Raw genomic sequence first — 20623 nt, 5'->3', positions numbered from 1 at the left:
TGGTTGCGCTATCAACGCAACTGGTTGCACCCCACAGACAAACCCGGAAGTGCCTATGACCTTTGAAGTCCCCGCTCACGGCGGCAAACCTGCCAGCCGCATTCGTCAGAAGAACGAAGAGACCATCATCAAAGCCGCCGAAGACGAGTTCGCCCGTCACGGGTTCAAAGGCACCAGCATGAACACCATCGCCACCAAGGCCGGGTTGCCCAAGGCGAATCTGCATTACTACTTCACCAACAAGCTCGGGTTGTACGTGGCGGTGCTGAGCAACATCCTCGAACTGTGGGACAGCACCTTCAACACCCTGACGGCCGAGGACGATCCGGCCGAAGCGCTGACCCGCTACATCCGCGCCAAAATGGAATTTTCCCGCCGTCAGCCACAAGCGTCGCGAATCTTCGCGATGGAAGTGATCAGCGGTGGCGAATGCCTCACCGAGTATTTCAACCAGGACTACCGCGCCTGGTTCCAGGGTCGGGCCGCCGTATTCCAGGCGTGGATCGACGCCGGCAAAATGGACCCGGTGGATCCGGTACACCTGATCTTCCTGTTGTGGGGCAGCACCCAGCATTACGCCGACTTCGCCACGCAGATCTGCCGCGTCAGCGGTCGCAGCAAGTTGACCAAACAGGACATGGAAGACGCCGGCAACAACCTGATCCGCATCATTCTCAAGGGCTGCGGCCTCACTCCTTCTCTATAAGACGTTTATGCCATTTACCCTCAGCGGCTTTTGCGAATTCCGCGAAGAGATTCGCAAAAGCCGTTTCATCACCTTCGCCGCGCCGATCGGCAGCCCTGCCGAGGCGCAAGCCTTCATCGAGCAGCACAGCGACTTGAACGCCTCGCACAATTGCTGGGCGTGGAAACTCGGTGATCAGTACCGCAGTAACGACGACGGCGAACCCGGCGGCACTGCCGGTCGACCGATTCTCGCGGCCATCGAGGCGCAGGATTGCGATCAGGTCGCGGTGCTGGTGATCCGCTGGTACGGCGGCATTCAACTGGGCACCGGCGGCCTGGCCCGGGCCTATGGCGGCGGCGCCAACAAGTGCCTGCAAGCCGCACCGAAAATCGAATTGATCAGCCGTGTGCCCCTGCGTTGTGCCTGCGGGTTTGCCGAGTTGGCGTTGGTGAAGTTGCGGGTGGCGGATCTTGGCGGTCTCGTTGTGGAAGAAAACTTCACCGCCAATGGCGTCGAATTACAGTTGGCGGTGGGTGAGGCGCAGATTCCATTGCTGCAAAGCCAACTGGCCGATCTCAGCCGTGGGCGCATCCTGCTCCAGCGCTGAACACTTGCAATATTTCGGGGCACGAGCAAATCCCCATATTCCAGAGAGTTGCCCACATCACCTGTGCACCCGACTGTGGATAACCTGAGCACACACCGCTGTAACCCTTCTGTCACGTGGCTTTGCGCGATTTGTACACTTTTCGCCCAAAGCACATGAAAAAAATTTAATTCCAAGTAAAAACAATCAGTTAGATCTGTTTATCGCCATTGGGAGATAGCACCGGTGCGCTTATGCCAAGGTTGTCCGATTGCGCACAAATACTGTGGAGCAACCTGTGGATAACCCGTTCATGACTCACGTAGCCTCAGGTGCAGCTTGGCTCCGGTGGGATTGCTCGTTTTTTAACCAGAATTTCACGAACAAAACTGGAGCCTGATCAAAGGCTTTGCGCTGAATTGGTGCTGCGAATCGGAGCAGTTTTACCTTCGCGGCTCTAGGTGAAGGGGCGCCGGGCAAACGCTTGAAGGGTTCCTGACTCAATGGCCAGGAAATTGCTTTATCCACAGGCACAACCCCAAGCAAGCCGAGCCTGTCATGCCCAACGCCACGCCCACCCCGCGCCTGCAACTGCGCCGCATCAGCAAACGTTATCCCGGTTGTCTGGCCAATGACGCCATCGACCTGAGCATCGCCCCCGGTGAAATCCACGCGCTGCTCGGTGAAAACGGCGCGGGCAAAAGCACGCTGATGAAGATCATCTACGGCGTCACCCAGGCCGACTCGGGCGAAATGCTCTGGCAAGGGCAACCGGTGAACATGCGCAATCCGGCGCAGGCCCGGCAGTTGGGCATCGGCATGGTGTTCCAGCATTTCTCGCTGTTCGAAACCCTGACCGTGGCGCAGAACATTGCGCTGGCGATGGGCCCGGCCGCCGGGACGCCGAAACAGCTTGAACCGAAAATCCGCGAAGTGTCCCGCCGTTATGGCATGGCGCTGGAACCGGAGCGACTTGTCCACAGCCTGTCGATCGGCGAGCGCCAACGGGTGGAGATCGTCCGGTGCCTGATGCAGGATATCCGCCTGCTGATTCTCGACGAACCGACCTCGGTGCTCACGCCGCAGGAAGCCGACGATCTGTTCATCACCCTGCGTCGGCTGGCGGCCGAGGGCTGCAGCATTCTGTTCATCAGCCACAAACTCGGCGAGGTGCGCGCCTTGTGCCACAGCGCCACGGTTCTGCGCGGCGGCCGGGTGGCCGGACATTGCGTACCGGCGAAATGCTCCGACCAGCAACTGGCGCAACTGATGGTCGGCGAGTCGGCGGCGCTGATCGGCGAGTATCCGAAAGCCAATGGCGGCGCGACATTCCTGCGGGTCAGCGGATTGAATTGGCACAACCCCGATCCGTTCGGCTGTTCGTTGACCGGCATCGACTTGCAGGTGCGCAGCGGCGAAATCGTCGGCATCGCTGGCGTTGCGGGCAACGGTCAGGATGAATTGCTGGCACTGCTGAGCGGCGAACAGACACTGCCCCGCGATGCAGCGCAAACGATCCGTTTCCGAGAACGCGCCGTCGCCGATCTGCGCCCGGATGCACGGCGCAGACTCGGTCTCGCATTCGTCCCAGCCGAGCGTCTCGGGCACGGCGCGGTCCCGGAGTTGAGCCTGGCGGACAACGCCCTGCTCACAGCCTTTCAGCAAGGGCTGGTCAGCCACGGTTTGATCGAGCGCAACAAAATCGAATCCCTCGCCCAGGCAATCATCCAGCGCTTCGGGGTGAAAACCCCGGATACCCAAACCAGCGCTCGCAGTTTGTCCGGCGGCAACCTGCAGAAATTCATCCTCGGCCGGGAAATCCTCCAGCAGCCAAAACTGCTGATCGCCGCGCACCCGACCTGGGGCGTGGACGTCGGCGCGGCGGCAGTGATTCATCGCGCCCTGATCGCCCTGCGCGATGCCGGCGCGGCGATTCTGGTGATATCCGAAGACCTCGACGAGCTGTTCCAGATCAGCGACCGCCTCGGCGCGCTCTGCGGCGGGCGGATGTCGGCGCTGCAAGACACGGCGCAAACACGGATCAGCGATGTCGGTGGCTGGATGGCCGGCCAGTTCCACAGCCCTCAACCTCAACCCGCTGCGGTTTAACGGAGTTTTTCATGCTGCTTTCCCTCGAACCCCGTGGCCGGCAATCGCGCCTGATGTTGTGGTGCTCGCCGCTGTTGGCGGCGGTGCTGACCCTCGGCTGTGGCTCGCTGCTGTTCATCGCTCTCGGTCATGACCCGCTGCAAACCTTGCACACCTTGTTGATCGCGCCGGTCAGCGACTTGTATGGCGTGTCCGAATTATTGGTCAAGGCGTTGCCGATCCTGCTCTGCGCGCTGGGTCTGGCGGTGGCTTATCAGGCGCGAATCTGGAACATCGGCGCCGAAGGTCAATTGTTGCTCGGTGCGTTGGCCGGCAGTGCGCTGGCGGTGAACATCATCGACATGCAAAGCCACTGGGCACTGGTGCTGATCCTGCTCACCGGCACCCTCGTCGGCGCCGCGTGGGCCGGGCTCACCGCCTGGCTGCGCACGCGCTTCAACGCCAACGAAATCCTCACCAGCATCATGCTCAATTACATCGCGCTGAACCTGCTGCTGTTCTGCGTTCACGGGCCGTTGAAGGACCCGGCCGGGTACAACTTTCCCGAGTCGGCGATGTTCGGCGACGCCAGCCGCCTGCCGTTGTTGATGGAGGATGGTCGAGTTCACGCCGGGGTGTATTTCGCTCTGCTGGCGCTGGTGGCGGTGTGGGTGTTGTTGCAGAAAAGCTTTGTCGGTTTCCAGATCAAAGTGCTCGGGCTGGATAAACGCGCGGCGGGATTTGCCGGGTTTCGCGAGAAACGCCTGATCTGGCTCGCGCTGTTGATCAGCGGAGGATTGGCGGGACTTGCCGGTGTTTGCGAAGTCACCGGGCCGATCGGCCAACTGGTGCCGCAGGTCTCACCGGGCTACGGCTATGCGGCGATCACCGTGGCGTTTCTTGGGCGGCTAAATCCCGTCGGGATTCTGTTTTCCAGCCTGTTGATGGCGCTGCTGTACATCGGTGGTGAGAGCGCGCAGATGACGCTGAATCTGCCGCAGGCGATCACCCAGCTGTTCCAGGGAATGATGCTGTTTTTCCTGCTGGCCTGTGACGTGCTGATCCTCTACCGACCACGCCTGAACCTGCGCTGGGCCCGACGCACTTCTACCACCGCCGTAACCGCCGGAGCGCTGTGATGGATATCGATCTGCTGAGCAATGTTTTCTACGCCATGGTGCGTTGCGGCACTCCGCTGTTGCTGGTGGCGCTGGGTGAATTGATCTGCGAAAAGAGCGGCGTGCTCAACCTCGGACAGGAAGGGATGATGCTGTTTGGCGCGGTGATCGGTTTCATCGTCGCGTTCAACAGCGGCAACCTGTGGCTCGGTGTTTTACTGGCGATGCTTGCGGGGATGCTGTTGTCGTCGCTGTTTGCGCTGGTGGCGCTGGTGTTCAACGCCAATCAGGTGGCGACCGGGCTGGCGCTGACGATTTTTGGCGTGGGCCTGTCGACCTTTGTCGGCGCCGCTTGGGTCGGCAAACCGCTGGCGGGGTTCGAGCCGCTGGCGATTCCATTCTTGAGTGACATTCCGCTGATCGGCCGCATGCTGTTTGCCCAGGATCTGCTGGTGTACCTGTCGTTCGCGCTGTTTGCGCTGGTGGCCTGGGTGATCGTGAAAAGCCGTGTCGGGCTGATCATTCAAGCGGTCGGCGAAAATCCCGATGCGGCCAGTGCCATGGGCCTACCCGTGCTGACCGTGCGTACGCTGGCCGTATTGTTCGGCGGCGCGATGGCCGGACTGGCCGGGGCTTATCTTTCGCTGGCGTACACGCCGATGTGGGCCGAGAACATGACCGCCGGACGCGGCTGGATTGCCCTCGCACTGGTGGTGTTCGCCAGTTGGCGGGTGTGGCGGTTGTTGCTCGGCGCGTATCTGTTCGGCCTCGCCAGCATCCTGCACCTGGTGGCGCAGGGGTTGGGGCTGGCGATTCCATCGAGTCTGCTGGCGATGCTGCCGTACGTCGCGACCATCCTGGTGCTGGTGTTGTTGTCGCGGGATGCAGTGCGTACGCGGTTGTATGCGCCGGTGTCACTGGGCCAGCCGTGGCAGGCCGGACACTGAGGGGCTTTTAACAGGCAACACCTGAGCAATACCCCACGCCAGTTCGAAGACCAGGAAACCCACCAGCAACGAACTGGCGCCGTGGGCCAGGGCATACGCCTGCCACGCGGCGAACAGAAACCGCGCCACCGCGTCATAGCGTCCATAAACCTGCTGCGGATCGCGAATCCGCAGCACCGCCCACACGCAAACCACCGAACCCAAGAGGTTCGCCATCAACAGATGCACTGGCTCGAACGACGGCAAATCGCCGTGCAGATCCAGCGCCTGACTCAGCGCCGTCAAAACCCCGTGCAGCGCGGCAAAACTCCACGGCGTGGCAAACGCCGCCGTCACGATCAAGTCATACCAGGCACTGCCACGCACCAGATTGCGATACTGCGTTGAAGTCCACATCGTCCTTGCTCCGAAAATTCAGGGAGCAACCACGGTAAAGCCTGGAGTATGCTCCAGGGTCAAACACTTTCGAGATGTCCTTGATGCGCATCGGTGAATTGGCCCAGAGCTGCGATGTCAGCCGTGACACGCTGCGTTTCTACGAGGAGCGCGGATTGATCGCGGCACAACGCAGCGCCAACGGCTATCGCGACTATCCGCCGGAGATGGTGCAACTGGTGCTGTACATCAAGACGGCGCAGCGTCTGGGCTTCACTCTCGGCGAGATTGGCAGCAGCGTTGGCGCGCTGTGGCAATCGCCGGATCCGGACACCGCCGTCACGCAATTGCTGCAAGACAAGCTCAAGCTGATCGAAACCCGCATGGCCGAACTCGGCGAGCTGCGCCACGAATTGCAGCAACGGCTCGGTCAACGCTGTCCATTGAACCCGTGATCTTTCAACTTTCAAGGAAAGCCAATCATGTCCGCACTTAATCCTGCCAAGCACGCACTGATCATCGGCGCCTCCCGTGGCCTGGGCCTGGGGCTGGTGAAAACCCTGCTGGCCGACGGCTGGCAAGTCACCGCCACGGTTCGCAACCCTGCGAACGCCGAGGCGCTCAAAGCACTGGGCAACGTGCAGATCGAAAAACTCGACATGGACGACCAGCAAGCGGTGATTGCCCTGAGCCAGCAGCTCAAGGGCGAGACCTTTGATCTGCTGTTCGTCAACGCCGGGGTCAAGGGCCCTGACGTGCAGACCCCGGGCGGCGCGACGCTGGCGGAAGTCGGCCAGCTGTTCTTCACCAACGCCGTGGCGCCGATCAATCTGGCCCAGCGCTTCGTCGGGCAGATCCGCGACGGCAGCGGCGTGCTGGCGTTCATGAGCTCGGTGCTGGGCAGCGTGACCATGCCCGACGCGCCGGAACTGGCGCTGTACAAGGCCAGCAAAGCGGCGCTGAACTCGATGACCAACAGCTTCGTCACCCAGTTGGGCGATCAGAAACTGACTGTGCTGTCGCTGCATCCGGGCTGGGTGAAAACCGACATGGGCGGCGAAGGTGCCGACATCGACGTGGACACCAGCACCCGTGGTCTGGTGGATCAAGTGGACGCGTTTGCCGGCAAGGGCGGCCATCACTTCGTGAACTACAAGGGTGAAACCATTCCCTGGTAAGCACCGGACCCTGTGGGAGCCTGCTCCCACAGGGTTATCCCGGTGTCTGGTCGGGTTGGGCTTGCCCGTCGCAACATTTTGTTCGAAACTCCGCACCTCGTCCTTCGCGGCGACCCTGGATCAGCAGACAGGGCAACACTGAGCTGGCAACCCTGAACCCAACTTTCAGAGGAGCCGGCCACAATGCCTGCGACCCGTATCTGGTTAAAAAATCCCCTCGCCATTTTCACGGCCAACGGTCTCGATGCCCGTGGCGGTCTGGTGCTGCAAGACGGTGTGATCACCGAAGTGCTCGGCGCCGGCCAGCAACCTTCCGCCCCATGCAATGAAGTGTTCGACGCCCGTGAACATGTGATCCTGCCGGGCCTGATCAACACCCATCACCACTTCTATCAGACCCTGACCCGCGCCTGGGCGCCGGTGGTCAACCAGCCATTGTTCCCGTGGCTGAAAACCCTGTACCCGGTGTGGGCGCGCCTGACGCCTGAAAAACTCGCCCTCGCCACCAAAGTCGCGCTGGCCGAGTTGCTGCTGTCGGGTTGTACCACCGCTGCCGATCACCACTACCTGTTCCCGGACGGCCTGGAAAACGCCATCGACGTGCAAGTCGAAACCGTGCGCGAACTGGGCATGCGCGCCATGCTCACTCGTGGTTCGATGAGCCTCGGCGAGAAGGACGGCGGCCTGCCTCCGCAGCAGACCGTGCAGGAAGGACAGGTGATTCTCGACGACAGTCAGCGGCTGATTCACGAGTACCACGAACGTGGCGACGGCGCGCAAATCCAGATCGCTCTGGCGCCGTGCTCGCCGTTTTCGGTGACCCCGGAAATCATGTCCGCCAGCGCCGATCTGGCGAACAAACTCGACGTGCGTCTCCACACTCACCTCGCCGAAACCCTCGACGAAGAAGATTTCTGCCTGCAACGTTTCGGTCTGCGCACCGTGGATTATCTGGACAGCGTCGGCTGGCTCGGCCCGCGCACCTGGCTGGCCCATGGCATTCATTTCAACCCTGACGAAATCGCCCGCCTCGGCGCGGCCGGCACCGGCATCTGCCATTGCCCGAGCTCGAACATGCGCCTGGCCTCCGGCATCTGCCCGAGCATCGAGCTGACCGATGCCGGCGCGTTGTTCGGTCTGGGCGTGGATGGCTCGGCGTCCAACGATGCGTCGAACATGATCCTCGAAGCGCGTCAGGCGCTGTACATTCAGCGCCTGCGTTATGGCGCCGAGAAGATCACCCCGGAACGCGTACTGGGCTGGGCGACCAAGGGTTCGGCGAGCCTGCTCGGTCGCACCGACATCGGCGAGCTGACGGTGGGCAAGCAGGCGGATCTGGCGCTGTTCAAGCTGGATGAGCTGCGCTTCTCCGGCAGTCATGATCCGATTTCGGCATTGCTGTTGTGCGGCGCGGACCGTGCGGATCGGGTGATGGTCGGCGGCAAGTGGCGTGTGGTTGATGGACAGGTTGAAGGGCTGGATCTCAAAGGCCTGATTGCCGATCACAGTCAGGCGGCTCGGCAGTTGATCGCCGGTACCTGATTCCCCGGTGCTTAACCTGTGGGAGCTAGCCTGCTAGCGAATGCGATCTGTCAGTAAACAGAGATGTTGACTGATATACCGTAATCGCTAGCAGGCTAGCTCCCACAGTGGCTTCTGGTGGGCTCAAAGTCCGAGCAGCGACAACATGATGAACGTCGCAAACAACACAAAATGGGTCATGCCCTCAATGGCATTGGTCTCGCCGTCATTGAGGTTGATCGCGCTGACGATCAGCGTGATGAAGATCATCACCGTCTGCACCGGCGTCATCGCCATCTGAAACGGCTGCCCCGTATAGAGCGCCATCGCCTCCATCACCGGCACGGTCAGGATCACCGTCGACAACGATGCGCCCATCGCAATGTTGACCACCGACTGCATGCGATTGGCCAACGCTGCGCGCAAGGCGGTCAGGATCTCCGGCGCGGCTGAAATCGCTGCCACCAGAATCGCCGTGATCACCGGCGGAGCCCCCGTCCCTTCCAGGCCCAGATCGAGGGTCTTGGACATCACCTCGGCCAGTGCACCGATCACCACCACACCGAACACCAGAATGGCGATCGACAAAGGCAGATTGACCTTTTCCGGCTTCTCCTCCGTCGGCTGTTTCTTGCGGCGTTTATCCGGGTAGCTGTAGCTGAAAAAATAACTGTGCGGCCCGACCTGCATCCGCAGGAACAACGCGTAAAGCACCACCATCGCGCCGATGGTGAACGCCGAATAGATTTTCCAGTTGGCCTCGGGAATGAACTCCGGCACCACCATCGACACCCCCATGGCGGTGAGGATCATCACGCTGTAACTGCGGGCGGAATCGTCGTTGTAGGACTGCTCGCCATGCTTGATCCCGCCCATCAGCGCGGCGAGACCGAGGATGCCGTTGATGTCGAGCATCACCGCCGAATAGATCGTGTCGCGCACCAGCGTCGGCGAGGCTTCGTTGCTCATCATGATCGCCAGGATCACCACTTCCACCAGCACGGCGGCGAGGGTCAGGATCATCGTGCCGTACGGGTCGCCGACTTTTTCCGCGAGCAACTCGGCTTGATGGGCGACCCGCATCGAGGCGGCGACGATGAAGGCGATCAGCACCAGCCCGGCCGTCAGCGCGACGACCTGGCCGCTGTGCAGCAACCAGTGCTCCAACGGATACGCCACGAGAGCGGCGATCAGAGCCAGCAGCAGAAAGCTTTCTTGCTTGAGGATCGTGAGCATGGCGGGCCTTCGGGTGCCGAGGTCGAATGAGCTACTGACTGCGGGGCGGCGCTAATGGTTCGTTACACCTTAGCGCACCAGTGGATGGCGTCCTTGTACGGACATGCACTTTTTTCGGCCCGGCCGACCTCATCGCGAGCAAGCTCGCTCCCACAGGGATCACGGCGTTTTTGTGGGAGCGAGCCTGCTCGCGAAGGCCTCGCCCCGATTTCCAATTGATTTGTTGTCCGCTTGGTCAGCCTTTTGCATTGCCCTCCCCACACACAACAAAAGGGAGTTCGCGTTCATGCAAAAACGTCCATTGCAGAAACTGCTGTGCATCGCCATGGGCCTCGGCCTCAGCCTGGGCGCCAGTGCCGCCGATCCACTGAAAGTCGGTTTCGTCTACATCGGCCCCATCGGCGACCACGGCTGGACGTATCAGCATGAACAGGGGCGCAAGGCGCTGGCGGAAAAACTCGGCACGCAGATCACCACCAACTACGTGGAAAACGTCGCCGAAGGTGCCGATGCCGAGCGGGTGATCCGCAACATGGCCAAGGACAACTACGACCTGATCTTCACCACTTCTTTCGGCTACATGAACCCGACGGTGAAGGTCGCCAAACAATTTCCCAAAGTGACCTTCGAACACGCCACCGGCTACAAGCAGGACAAGAACCTTGGCACCTATCTCGCGCGTACTTATGAAGGCCGTTACGTCGGCGGTTTCCTCGCGGCGAAAATGACCAAGACCAAGAAGATTGGCTATGTCGCCTCGTTCCCGATCCCGGAAGTGATCCGCGACATCAACGCCATCCAGCTGGCCCTGAACAAGTACAACCCCGGCACCGAGATCAAGGTTGTGTGGGTCAACTCGTGGTTCGACCCGGGCAAGGAAGCCGACGCCGCCAACGCGCTGATCGACCAAGGCGTGGACGTGGTGTTCCAGCACACCGACAGCCCGGCACCGATCCAGGCCGCCGAACGGCGTGGCGTGTACGCCGTGGGCTACGCTTCGGACATGGCGCATTTCGGGCCGAAGGCGGTGCTGACCTCGATCGTCAACGACTGGGCGCCGCACTACATTCAGGCGACCCAGAGCGTGATCGACCACAACTGGAAATCCCAGGATTACTGGGGCGGGTTGAAGGAAGGCACGGTCGAATTGCCGATCAGCGATCTGGTGCCGCCACCGGTGAAGGCCGAAGCCGAGCGGATCATTGCCGACATCAAGAGCGGCGCCCTGCAACCGTTCACCGGGCCGATCAAGGATCAGGCCGGGGTCGAGAAAATTCCGGCGGGCAAGAGCGCGACCAACGTGGAACTGGCGTCGATGAACTATTACGTCGAAGGCATGAAGGCCGAGATGCCGAAGTAAATTCCTCCCGATCGTTCCCACGCTCTGCGTGGGAACGATCATTAACTTTCAAGGGTTGTGTATGGATCAGCTTCCAATCATCGACATCTCCCCGCTCTACTCCAACGACCACAACGCCTGGCCCGCCGTCGCCGAACAGATCGACCACGCCTGCCGCGAATGGGGCTTCTTCTACATCAAGGGCCACCCGATTTCTGAGCAGCGCATCGAATCCCTGCTCGATCACGCCCGGCACTTCTTCGCATTGCCGACAGCAGAAAAACTCAAGATCGACATCACCCGGACCATCCATCATCGCGGCTACGGCGCCATCGCCACCGAACAACTGGACCCGGACAAACCCAGCGATCTCAAGGAAACCTTCGACATGGGCCTGCACCTGCCGACCGACCATCCCGAGGTGCTGGCGGAAAAACCCTTGCGTGGCCCCAACCGTCACCCGGCCATTCCCGGCTGGGAATCGCTGATGGAACAGCACTACCGCGACATGCAGGCCCTTGCGCAAACCCTGTTACGGGCAATGACCCTCGCGCTGGGCATCGAGCGCAATTTCTTCGACAAGCGCTTCAATGAGCCGGTCAGCGTCCTGCGAATGATTCATTACCCGCCGCGCCACACCGCCAGTTCCGCCGAACAGCAAGGTGCCGGAGCACACACCGATTACGGCTGTATCACACTGCTGTATCAGGACACCGCCGGCGGCTTGCAGGTGAAAAACGTCAAAGGCCAATGGATCGACGCACCGCCCATCGACGGCACGTTTGTGGTCAACCTCGGCGACATGATGGCGCGTTGGAGCAACGACCGTTATCGCTCGACCCCGCACCGGGTGATCAGCCCGCTGGGCGTGGATCGCTATTCGATGCCGTTCTTCGCCGAGCCGCACCCGGACACCCGCATCGAATGCCTGCCCGGTTGCCAGGACGCACATCATCCGGCGAAATATCCGACCACCACCTGTGCCGAATTCCTGCTGTCGCGCTTCGCCGATACCTACGCCTACCGACGGGAGCAAGAAGCGGTGTGATGGATCGGTTGGTCAGGTTTTGCCAATTGTTTCGGCGGGCATCTGTAGAATGCCGTCATTGCACCTGATGAGAAAAGAATATGTACGACTGGCTCAACGCCCTGCCCAAGGCTGAACTGCACCTGCACCTCGAAGGATCGCTGGAGCCCGAGCTGCTGTTCGCCCTGGCCGAACGCAACAAAATCGCCCTGCCGTGGAGCGATGTCGAAACCCTGCGCAAGGCTTACGCCTTCAACAACCTGCAGGAATTCCTCGACCTGTATTACCAGGGCGCCGACGTGCTGCGCACCTCCCAGGATTTCTACGACCTGACCTGGGCCTACCTGCTGCGCTGCAAAGAACAGAACGTGATCCACACCGAGCCGTTCTTCGATCCGCAGACCCACACCGACCGTGGCATCCCGTTCGAAGTGGTGCTCAACGGCATCGCCGCCGCGCTGAAGGATGGCGAGCAGCAACTGGGCATCACCAGCGGTTTGATCCTGAGTTTCCTGCGCCACCTGAGCGAAGACGAAGCGCAGAAAACCCTCGACCAGGCACTGCCGTTCCGTGATGCGTTTGTCGCGGTAGGTCTGGACAGCTCCGAGATGGGTCACCCGCCGAGCAAGTTCCAGCGTGTGTTCGACCGTGCCCGTCACGAAGGCTTCCTGACCGTCGCCCACGCCGGCGAAGAAGGCCCGCCGGAGTACATCTGGGAAGCCATCGATCTGCTGAAGATCCAGCGTATCGACCATGGTGTGCGCGCCATCGAAGACGAGCGCCTGATGCAGCGGATCATCGACGAGCAGATCCCGCTGACGGTATGCCCGCTGTCGAACACCAAACTCTGCGTGTTCGATCACATGTCGCAGCACAACATCCTCGACATGCTCGAGCGCGGCGTGAAGGTCACGGTGAACTCCGATGACCCGGCGTACTTCGGCGGTTATGTCACCGAAAACTTCCATGCGCTGCACGAACATCTGGGCATGACCCAGGATCAGGCCAAGCGCCTGGCGCAGAACAGCCTGGATGCGCGGTTGGTAAAACCGTAACAGCAGAAAGCCGTTCGGACACGCCCGTGTTCGAACGGCTTTTCAAGTTTCAGCGCACAACCGCTTCGGTCAGTTCTTCCAGCGTCTTGCCCCGGGTTTCCATCCCGAACAGCCACACCACCCCCGCAGCCACCGCAAAGCACAACGCCCCCAACGCAAACACCCCGCCCTGCCCGGTAATCGGAAACACCAGCCCGGTGACCAACGGCCCGAGCAGCGAGCCCACGCGCCCGATGGCCGAGGCGAACCCCGAGCCCGTCGCCCGCGCCGATGTCGGGTACAACTCAGGCGTGTAGGTGTAGAGCACCGCCCACATGCCGAACAGGAAAAACTGCATCAACAGGCCCGTGCCGATCAGCAACCCGACATTGCCGCCGAACACCGCACTCTGGCCGTACAGAAACGCCATCACTCCGCCGCCGAGCAACGTGATGATGCATACCGGTTTGCGCCCCCATCGCTCAACCAGCCACGCAGCCATCAGAAATCCGGGAATCCCGCCGAGGGAAATCAGCACCGTGTAATACACCGACTGAGTCACCGCAAACCCTGACTGTTGCAGCAACGCGCTGAGCCAGGAGGTCAGGCCGTAGAACCCGAGCAGCGCAAAGAACCACAGGCTCCAGATCATCATCGTGCGCTGACGGTACAGTGGCGACCAGATCTGCCCGAGGGCCGACAGGAAATTGCCCGGCGGTGTGATTACCCGAGGCAGGCGAACCGGTTCCGGTAATGCAGCTCCGCCGAGCGACGCCCGCACCCGATCCTCAATTGCACACAGCACCTTGTTCGCCGCGTCATGCTTGCCGGCCTGCTCCAGCCAGCGTGGCGACTCGGGAATGAAAAAGCGGATCGCCAGCACAAACACCGCCGGCACCGCCGACACCAGAAATATGTCACGCCAGCCAATCAACGGCAGCAGGAAATACGACAGCACACCGGCAGCGACAAACCCCAACGGCCAGAAGCCGTCCATCAAGGCAATGTAGCGCCCGCGACGCTTGGCCGGTATCAACTCCGACAGCATCGACTGGGCAATCGGAAACTCCATGCCCATGCCGATCCCCAGCAGGATGCGGAACAGAGTCAGACTCTCGACGGTTTGTGCGGTGGAACACAGGTAACTGGCCAGCCCCCACAACACGATGCTCCACTGAAACACCGGTTTGCGACCGAAACGATCGGCCAGCAGCCCGGAAAGCGACGCCCCCAGCACCATGCCGAAGAAGCTCGAGCTGGCAAGCAGACCGGCTTCGGCGCTGCTCAGGCCGAATTCGGTTTTGATCGAGCCGAGCAGGAAGGTCATCATCGCCAGATCCATGGAGTCGAAGAAAAACGCCAGGGCAATGATGATGAAAATGATCCGGTGATAACCGCTGACCGGCAGGCGTTCCAGTCGATCCGCCGCGCTGAAGCTTCCCGTGTCCATGCCACCTCCTCCATCCGAAATGTCTGCGGATCGAGTGTGCGCGATAGCCGTTCAGCCTTTGTGCCAGATGCGACCTGTTCGCAGCCGTAGGCGACGCCAGTCATCCGGACAATGGAGCAAAGCGCTCTACAGCGCCATTTCCAGCTCGGTCTCCCGGGCGAATCGATGAATTTCCCGCTGTCCCGTCGCCGTCAGCTGCAGGGCGCGGGAGTCGTTGGGTAGCGTCAACCAGCCGGACTGCATGAACAGCTGCAACAACGCCGCACCTAGCGAGCCCCCCATGTGCGGGCGCCGCTCGCTCCAGTCCGGGCACGCACAGGCGACCTGTGCGTTACGGTGGGCCAGCGCCTGGATGAAGACCCCGCGACTGGCCAATTGTGTCGCCCCCTTGTGAGTGACCACCACCCGATGTTCGAGCTGTTCGATCCAGCCGGCATCCAGCAGACGCTGGTACAGGTCGGCCGCCAGCGTGCCACCCAGATGGTCGTCGCAAAAACGCGCACGCAGCAGGGAAGAGGGTGCGGACTGGGGTCTGGCGATGGGTGTGGCGCGTTTGAAGACATCGGGAATTTCCCGCGGGGCACTGGCGAGCGTGGCGCTGGCCAAAGCCTCGATGGCCGCGCCGATTTCCGGAGCCGCCAGGCGAAAGAAGCGCTTGCGCCCGCGAGCCTCGACCTTCAACAGACCGCCAGCGGACAAGCGCCCCAGATGCGCACTGGCCGATGAGGGCGACAGCCCCGCCAGCAGCGCCAGTTCCTCGGTCTGCCGGGCCGAACCATCCATCAGCGCCCACATCATCGCGCTGCGTTTGGGATCGGCCAGCAACGTGGCGATCTGGCTGATGCAAGGTGCATGTTCCATGTATTCACTCCCTGTTGAAACGTATCGTCTACTGCTCAGAGACATCTTGACCAGTAATCAGTCGTCGGCCAAGCCGCGCAAAAACGCCTTGATCCGAGGCAAGGCAACACACTGCCACCCGGTATTCGCAGTACTCGACACGACCGTCACCGCTACCCGGCCGGTGTCAGCCCGATCATGCCTGTGCCTGCGTGCGGGTGCAGGCTTCAGGCGAGCGCTAGTATAAGCGGGTTGCCCGCAGCGTCCTGCGCCGGAGCAGGTCCATCTGGTGATTGTTCCTGACAGAAATTTCGCTTTTTGCCTGCGACTAATGATCAACCTGCGGAAAAACGGGAAATCGGCTACTCAATTCCGCGCAACGGCTGGCGAGCATCTCCCTCAGAAGGTTCACCGGCTTACTCAATTGTGCGCGATGGGCGCACAGCAGATTCAGCGGAGCCCGCTCACAGAGCAGCCCCGGCAGCAGAACTTTCAATCGCCCCGCAAGAACATCCCCGGCCACATCCAGCCAGGATTTGTAAGCGATGCCCGCCCCCGCGACGGCCCATAGGCGCACCACATCGGCATCGTCGCTGAAACGATCGCCACTGACGGTCAGGCCGACCTCGCGTTTGCCGTCATGAAAACTCCAGTGGTCGTGCACCCGACTGCCCAGCATGTACAGCAGGCAATTGTGCTGCGCGAGCTGTTCCAGTTGAGTCGGCTCACCGTGTTTCGCCAGATAGCCGGGAGAGGCACACAGTACCCGCCGGTTCTGTGCGGCGATGGGCAACGCGACCAGACTGGAGTCTTCCGGTTCGCCGTAGCGCAAGGCGATGTCCACCGGTTGGCGAAACAGGTCGGCGATGCGGTCGCCCAGCAACAGACGCACGGTCAGTTTTGGGTGTTCGCGCTGAAACTCATCGAGCCACGGCAGCAGCAGGTTGCGGCCGAAATCCGAGGGGGCCGACAACTGCAGAATCCCACTGACCTGATCCTGACCGCTGGCCAGCAGACGACGCCCTTCATCCAGGTTGCTCAGCGCCGCCCGGGCGTATTCGAGAAAACCTTCGCCCTCGGAGGTCAGCCGCAGACTGCGAGTGGAACGCGCCAGAAGGCGTGCGCCGAGCTGTTGCTCGATACGTTTGAGCGCCGCGCTGGCCACGGCGGGGGACATATCCATCACCCGTGCCGCCGCCGACAGACTGCCCAGATCCGCCGCCCGGACAAACAACTGCAAGTCATCGAACCGCAACATCATCAGCCTCGATTATCAAAAAAATATTGAAAGAGACTGCTCTTTTAGCCGGTTTTATCTCGCGTAGAAATAGCTAATCATGCCTCCCATCGAATTCATCCCGTTCCGGAGTCGACCATGTCCCAGCCCTTCACCGCTATCGCCACCCTGATCGCCAAGTCCGGCCAGCAGGACACACTCGAAAACGCCCTGCGCGCACTGGTTGAGCCGAGCCGTGCCGAGGATGGCTGCAGCCAGTACGACCTGCACCGCGACCTGGCCGATCCGCTGACCTTTTATGTGATCGAGCACTGGGCCAGCGAGGAAGTCCTTCAGGCACACAATGCCAGCGCACACTTTCAGGACTTCCAGGCCACCGCCGGCCACTGCATCGAACACTTCCAGTTAAAACGCCTGGGCGCCATCGCCTGAGTCTTTCTTCTATTAATTTGTGGAGCCAAACATGAAAGCCATCGCCTATTACGCCTCCCTGCCCATCAGCGACGAAAAATCCCTGCAAGACATCGAACTGCCGGAGCCAGTAGCCGGCCCGCGCGACCTGCTGGTGGAAGTCAAAGCGATTTCGGTCAACCCGGTCGACACCAAGGTTCGCCAGAACGTCGCGCCGGAAGGCGGCGCCGCCAAAGTGCTGGGCTGGGACGTGGCCGGTGTGGTCAAGTCGGTGGGCAGCGAAGTGACGCTGTTCAAGGCCGGCGACAAGGTGTTCTACGCCGGTTCCATCGCCCGGGCCGGTGGCAACAGCGAACTGCACGTGGTGGATGAGCGCATTGTCGGCCACATGCCGAAAAGCCTCGGCTTCGCCGAAGCCGCCGCCCTGCCACTGACCGCCATCACGGCGTGGGAGCTGTTGTTCGAACGCCTGCAAATCCGCGAAGACAACACTGACGAAGGTCAGAGCCTGTTGATCGTCGGCGCCGCCGGTGGCGTGGGTTCGATCCTGACCCAACTGGCCGCCCGATTGACCGGGCTCAAAGTGATCGGCACCGCCTCCCGTCCGCAAACCCGGGAGTGGGTGACAGAACTGGGCGCCGACGTGGTGATCGATCACAGCCAGCCATTGAGCGAAGAACTGAAACGCGCCGGCCTCACTCATGTGACCCACGTCGCCAGCCTGACCCAGACCGACCAGCACCTGGACCAACTGGTCGAGGCTCTGGCGCCGCAAGGCAAACTGGCGCTGATCGATGATCCGAAGTCGCTTGACGTGACCAAGCTCAAGCGCAAGAGCCTGTCGCTGCACTGGGAGTTCATGTACACCCGCTCGCTGTTCGAGACGCCGGACATGATCGAGCAGCACAAACTGCTCAACCGCGTGGCGGACCTGATCGATGCCGGGACGTTGAAAACCACGGTGGGCGAGCACTTCGGCAAGATCAATGCAAGCAACCTGCGCCGGGCCCATGAATTGCTGGAAAGCGGCAAGGCCAAGGGGAAAATTGTTTTAGAAAGTTTCTAAAACTCCGGAGGCCGCAGTCTTCGTCAGCGCCAGAAGTGGCTGACTCGGGGGCTGCGGTCACTTTTTGCCGTCAGTCAGATGCTTGACCCTTGTCACAATTGCGATCGTATTCGGGTCTACAATCGAAACCTCTGCGATGCAATCTTTTACGTACGGGAGGTCAGCAATGAAGATCCTGATAAAAGAAGTGGCAAAGTCCCAATGGCAAGTTCGCCTTGACCAGCACGCCGTGACATTCCGCAGTGAAGCCGAAGCCCTGGCCTTCACCCGCACCCTCGAAGCGCGTCTGCACGCGCCCCATCAGATTCCCGAGATTACCCAGCAACGCGCTGTCGGCTGAGTTTCTTCCGTTCAGACTTCGGCCTGCGCCTTTGCCAGCGCCCGGGCATTCTGCATGCGCCGGGTGAGCATCGCCGCGCTGACCACCAACAGACCGCACAGGCTGATGACCATGGCCATCGGCACGGCGGTGCCGTCGTGCAAGACTCCCACCAGCGCCGAAGCCCCGGCGGCGACGCTGAATTGCATGCACCCGAGCAATGCCGAAGCACTGCCGGCGCGAGCGCCCTGGCCGTTCATCGCACTCGCCGCCGCATTGGGGCTGATGCAGCCAAGACTGGCCACGCAAATGAACAATGGAATCAGCAGCGGCCACAGGGCCTCGGTGTGCAGGGTGCTGACCGCGAGCAAGGTCAGCCCGGCACCGAAGTAGACCCAGACTGCCCGCGACAACAGAAACGCCGGGCCGCGCTTGGCCAACAGTCGCGCATTGATCTGCGCCACCAGAATGAAGCCCGCCGCGTTGGTGCCGAACAGCCAGCCGAAATGCTCGGGCGGAACGCCGTACAGCTTGATGAAAATGAAGGGCGAGCCGGCAATGTAGGCAAACATCCCGGCGATGGCGATGCCACCGGTCAGGGCATGGCCCATGTAGATCGGGTCGGTCAGCAGGCGGCCGTACTGGCGCAGTGCACCGGACAGAGGCTGGCGCGGAACATGGGCCGGCAGACTTTCCGGCAGGCCAAGAGCGACCGCCAGACCGGCCATGGCACTGAAGCCGGTCAGCACCAGGAAGATCGACTGCCACCCCGTGGTGTTGACCAGCAGACCGCCGAGCATCGGCGCCAGGATCGGTGCCAGTCCCATCACCAGCATCAGTTGCGAAAAGACCTTCGCCGATTCCACGGCATCGCATTTGTCGGCGACCACCGCCCGGCCAATCACCATCCCTGCACAACCGCCCAGTGCCTGAACGAACCGCGCACCGATCAGCCATTCCAGATTCGGCGCATAAGCGCAGGCCAATGACGCCAGGGTGAACAGCACCAGGCCGGTGAGCAATGGAATCCGCCGCCCGAAACGGTCCGCCACCGGCCCGTAGGCCAGTTGGCCGATGGACAAGCCAAAGAAGTAAGCCGACAGCGTCAGCTGGACGTGTTTCTCATCGGTGCCGAACGCCAGCGCCATGGAGGGAAACGCGGGGAGATAGAAGTCGATCGCCAACGGACCGAAAGCGGTCAAGGCACCGAGAATCAGAATGGTACGGAAGTTCATCAGGCGTCCAGGTTTGGCAGGCAGTTGGGCGGGCACTTTGGTAAAGAGTGCAGCCCGACAGTCTAGCCGCGCGAGGACGCCTTGAACAATCCGGTAGCTCGCTAACTATTAAAAAGTTCAGGCGAGTCTGATGGCGTAGCCTTCTTCGCTGATCGCCTCGATCACTTGTTCGGCGCTCAACGCACTTTCGACACCGACTTCCTTCGCCGCCAGATCGACCCGCACGCTGGCCGCCGGATCCTTGCTCTGCACCGCCTGGGTAACGGCCTTGACGCAGTGACCGCAGGACATGCCTTCAACACTGAACACTTGCATGGAATGACTCCTTTGAGTGAGGTTGCCGGCAGTGTCGAGCTTGCCACGATGGCAAGGTCAAGTTCTGCAAACAACTGCCGGGCTGGCAATCGGCGCCGCGCTCGGCCAAGCTGCGTGCATCCATGACATCAATTCAGGAGATTCAGCCATGCGCTGGTCAGCTTTCAGCCTGTTTGGCCTACTCAGCTTCTTTGCCTGCCTGCCCCAGGCCAACGCAACCGGCGAGGATTACGCCGTTCTGATCATCTCCCGCGAGCGTCTGGAAGTGCCGACCTCCTGCGAGATCGGCGTGTACATCCAGGATCAATTGGCCGGGCGGCTGCTTCAGGAACAGACCACATCGTTCAATCTGCCCTACGGCAAAGTTTCCATTCGTCTGAAACTGGAGCCAAGCCAGATGCCGGGCTGCAAGCCAGGGATGCTGGCACCGCCGGCGCAGGAAATCACGCTCAAGGCCGGCAGTGTGGTGAAGTACCGGATCGCGTCCAACGATCAAAGGGGACTGTACCTGCGGCCAGCCGCGCTCGAATACTGAGCCAGGGCCCGAAAAGGGGGAGCCGGCAGGCTCCCCCTTTTTTTGGCCTTGACCTTGCCAGCATGGCAAGGTTGATCC

At 61.3% G+C, this 20623-nt stretch carries 22 protein-coding genes; 15 read left to right on the top strand and 7 right to left on the bottom strand.

The features are described from left to right. Nucleotides 1-55: 55 nt before the first annotated feature. From DLD99_RS03760 to DLD99_RS03740, 5 genes are all read left to right on the top strand, one after another. A complete protein-coding gene (locus DLD99_RS03760; RefSeq protein WP_085711287.1) occupies nucleotides 56-706 on the top strand; it encodes a TetR/AcrR family transcriptional regulator in 651 nt (216 codons plus the stop codon). A 7-nt stretch (nucleotides 707-713) separates the two neighbouring features. Further along, nucleotides 714-1295, top strand: coding sequence for an IMPACT family protein (locus DLD99_RS03755; protein WP_114881322.1), 582 nt, complete (start codon nucleotides 714-716; stop codon nucleotides 1293-1295). A 537-nt stretch (nucleotides 1296-1832) separates the two neighbouring features. After that, nucleotides 1833-3383 (top strand): ABC transporter ATP-binding protein, encoded by a 1551-nt coding sequence (locus DLD99_RS03750; protein WP_114881321.1) that lies wholly within the window; start codon nucleotides 1833-1835, stop codon nucleotides 3381-3383. Between the two features lie 11 nt (nucleotides 3384-3394). After that, nucleotides 3395-4501 carry an ABC transporter permease gene (locus tag DLD99_RS03745; protein ID WP_114881320.1) on the top strand — a complete coding sequence of 369 codons (1107 nt, stop codon included), beginning with the start codon at nucleotides 3395-3397 and terminating at the stop codon, nucleotides 4499-4501. Then, nucleotides 4501-5427 (top strand): ABC transporter permease, encoded by a 927-nt coding sequence (locus DLD99_RS03740; protein ID WP_114881319.1) that lies wholly within the window; start codon nucleotides 4501-4503, stop codon nucleotides 5425-5427. The genes DLD99_RS03745 and DLD99_RS03740 overlap by 1 nt, the downstream gene beginning before the upstream one ends. On the opposite strand, the gene DLD99_RS03735 is transcribed toward DLD99_RS03740, so the two are convergent. Beyond that, entirely contained in the window at nucleotides 5395-5823 is a 429-nt protein-coding gene (locus DLD99_RS03735) for a hypothetical protein (RefSeq protein ID WP_114881318.1), read from the bottom strand. The two genes, DLD99_RS03740 and DLD99_RS03735, sit on opposite strands and share 33 nt — an antisense overlap. Nucleotides 5824-5906: 83 nt before the next feature. Here DLD99_RS03735 and DLD99_RS03730 point away from each other — a divergent pair, with 83 nt between their 5' ends. From DLD99_RS03730 to DLD99_RS03720, 3 genes are all read left to right on the top strand, one after another. Next, a complete protein-coding gene (locus DLD99_RS03730; RefSeq protein ID WP_114886573.1) occupies nucleotides 5907-6257 on the top strand; it encodes a MerR family transcriptional regulator in 351 nt (116 codons plus the stop codon). Nucleotides 6258-6284: 27 nt separating this feature from the next. Continuing rightward, a complete protein-coding gene (locus DLD99_RS03725; RefSeq protein WP_114881317.1) occupies nucleotides 6285-6980 on the top strand; it encodes an SDR family oxidoreductase in 696 nt (231 codons plus the stop codon). A gap of 183 nt (nucleotides 6981-7163) precedes the next feature. Further along, a complete protein-coding gene (locus DLD99_RS03720) occupies nucleotides 7164-8522 on the top strand; it encodes an 8-oxoguanine deaminase (protein WP_114881316.1) in 1359 nt (452 codons plus the stop codon). Between the two features lie 123 nt (nucleotides 8523-8645). On the opposite strand, the gene DLD99_RS03715 is transcribed toward DLD99_RS03720, so the two are convergent. Beyond that, entirely contained in the window at nucleotides 8646-9737 is a 1092-nt protein-coding gene (locus DLD99_RS03715) for a calcium:cation antiporter (protein WP_114881315.1), read from the bottom strand. A 286-nt stretch (nucleotides 9738-10023) separates the two neighbouring features. Here DLD99_RS03715 and DLD99_RS03710 point away from each other — a divergent pair, with 286 nt between their 5' ends. The 3 genes from DLD99_RS03710 (at nucleotide 10024) to DLD99_RS03700 (ending at nucleotide 13158) form a co-directional block, all read left to right on the top strand. Continuing rightward, nucleotides 10024-11097 carry a BMP family ABC transporter substrate-binding protein gene (locus DLD99_RS03710; protein ID WP_114881314.1) on the top strand — a complete coding sequence of 358 codons (1074 nt, stop codon included), beginning with the start codon at nucleotides 10024-10026 and terminating at the stop codon, nucleotides 11095-11097. 61 nt (nucleotides 11098-11158) lie between these two features. Beyond that, on the top strand, nucleotides 11159-12124 hold the full coding sequence (locus DLD99_RS03705) for an isopenicillin N synthase family dioxygenase (protein WP_114881313.1): 966 nt from the start codon (nucleotides 11159-11161) through the stop codon (nucleotides 12122-12124). A gap of 80 nt (nucleotides 12125-12204) precedes the next feature. Beyond that, on the top strand, nucleotides 12205-13158 hold the full coding sequence (locus DLD99_RS03700) for an adenosine deaminase (protein ID WP_011332312.1): 954 nt from the start codon (nucleotides 12205-12207) through the stop codon (nucleotides 13156-13158). Nucleotides 13159-13207: 49 nt separating this feature from the next. On the opposite strand, the gene DLD99_RS03695 is transcribed toward DLD99_RS03700, so the two are convergent. From DLD99_RS03695 to DLD99_RS03685, 3 genes are all read right to left on the bottom strand, one after another. Next, nucleotides 13208-14587, bottom strand: a complete 1380-nt coding sequence (locus DLD99_RS03695) for an MFS transporter (RefSeq protein WP_114881312.1) — start codon at nucleotides 14585-14587, stop codon at nucleotides 13208-13210. 126 nt (nucleotides 14588-14713) lie between these two features. Next, the gene (locus DLD99_RS03690) at nucleotides 14714-15448 is read right to left on the bottom strand and encodes an ArsR/SmtB family transcription factor (protein ID WP_114881311.1); all 735 of its coding nucleotides are present in this window, start codon (nucleotides 15446-15448) and stop codon (nucleotides 14714-14716) included. A 307-nt stretch (nucleotides 15449-15755) separates the two neighbouring features. Continuing rightward, complete coding sequence (locus DLD99_RS03685; protein WP_114881310.1) at nucleotides 15756-16685, bottom strand: LysR family transcriptional regulator; 930 nt, start codon at nucleotides 16683-16685, stop codon at nucleotides 15756-15758. Between the two features lie 117 nt (nucleotides 16686-16802). On the opposite strand from DLD99_RS03685, the gene DLD99_RS03680 reads away from it, so the two are divergent. The 3 genes from DLD99_RS03680 (at nucleotide 16803) to DLD99_RS29175 (ending at nucleotide 18481) form a co-directional block, all read left to right on the top strand. Further along, nucleotides 16803-17096, top strand: coding sequence for a putative quinol monooxygenase (locus DLD99_RS03680; protein ID WP_114881309.1), 294 nt, complete (start codon nucleotides 16803-16805; stop codon nucleotides 17094-17096). 31 nt (nucleotides 17097-17127) lie between these two features. Further along, nucleotides 17128-18141 carry a zinc-binding alcohol dehydrogenase family protein gene (locus DLD99_RS03675; protein ID WP_114881308.1) on the top strand — a complete coding sequence of 338 codons (1014 nt, stop codon included), beginning with the start codon at nucleotides 17128-17130 and terminating at the stop codon, nucleotides 18139-18141. Nucleotides 18142-18307: 166 nt separating this feature from the next. Next, a complete protein-coding gene (locus DLD99_RS29175; protein ID WP_167443758.1) occupies nucleotides 18308-18481 on the top strand; it encodes a hypothetical protein in 174 nt (57 codons plus the stop codon). An 11-nt stretch (nucleotides 18482-18492) separates the two neighbouring features. On the opposite strand, the gene DLD99_RS03670 is transcribed toward DLD99_RS29175, so the two are convergent. Together DLD99_RS03670 and DLD99_RS03665 are read right to left on the bottom strand one after the other, a co-directional pair. Next, nucleotides 18493-19695 (bottom strand): multidrug effflux MFS transporter, encoded by a 1203-nt coding sequence (locus DLD99_RS03670; protein WP_114881307.1) that lies wholly within the window; start codon nucleotides 19693-19695, stop codon nucleotides 18493-18495. A 117-nt stretch (nucleotides 19696-19812) separates the two neighbouring features. Then, the gene (locus DLD99_RS03665; RefSeq protein ID WP_085711270.1) at nucleotides 19813-20010 is read right to left on the bottom strand and encodes a heavy-metal-associated domain-containing protein; all 198 of its coding nucleotides are present in this window, start codon (nucleotides 20008-20010) and stop codon (nucleotides 19813-19815) included. Nucleotides 20011-20158: 148 nt separating this feature from the next. Between DLD99_RS03665 and DLD99_RS03660 the strand changes: the two genes are divergently transcribed. Next, nucleotides 20159-20545, top strand: a complete 387-nt coding sequence (locus DLD99_RS03660) for a hypothetical protein (RefSeq protein WP_114881306.1) — start codon at nucleotides 20159-20161, stop codon at nucleotides 20543-20545. Nucleotides 20546-20623: the final 78 nt, after the last annotated feature.

Origin of the sequence: Pseudomonas kribbensis, assembly GCF_003352185.1 — a bacterium.
Classification (GTDB): Bacteria; Pseudomonadota; Gammaproteobacteria; order Pseudomonadales; family Pseudomonadaceae; genus Aquipseudomonas; species Aquipseudomonas kribbensis.
The sequence above is the reverse complement of the archived record's forward strand: the minus strand, read 5'-3'. Positions and strand labels throughout refer to the sequence as shown.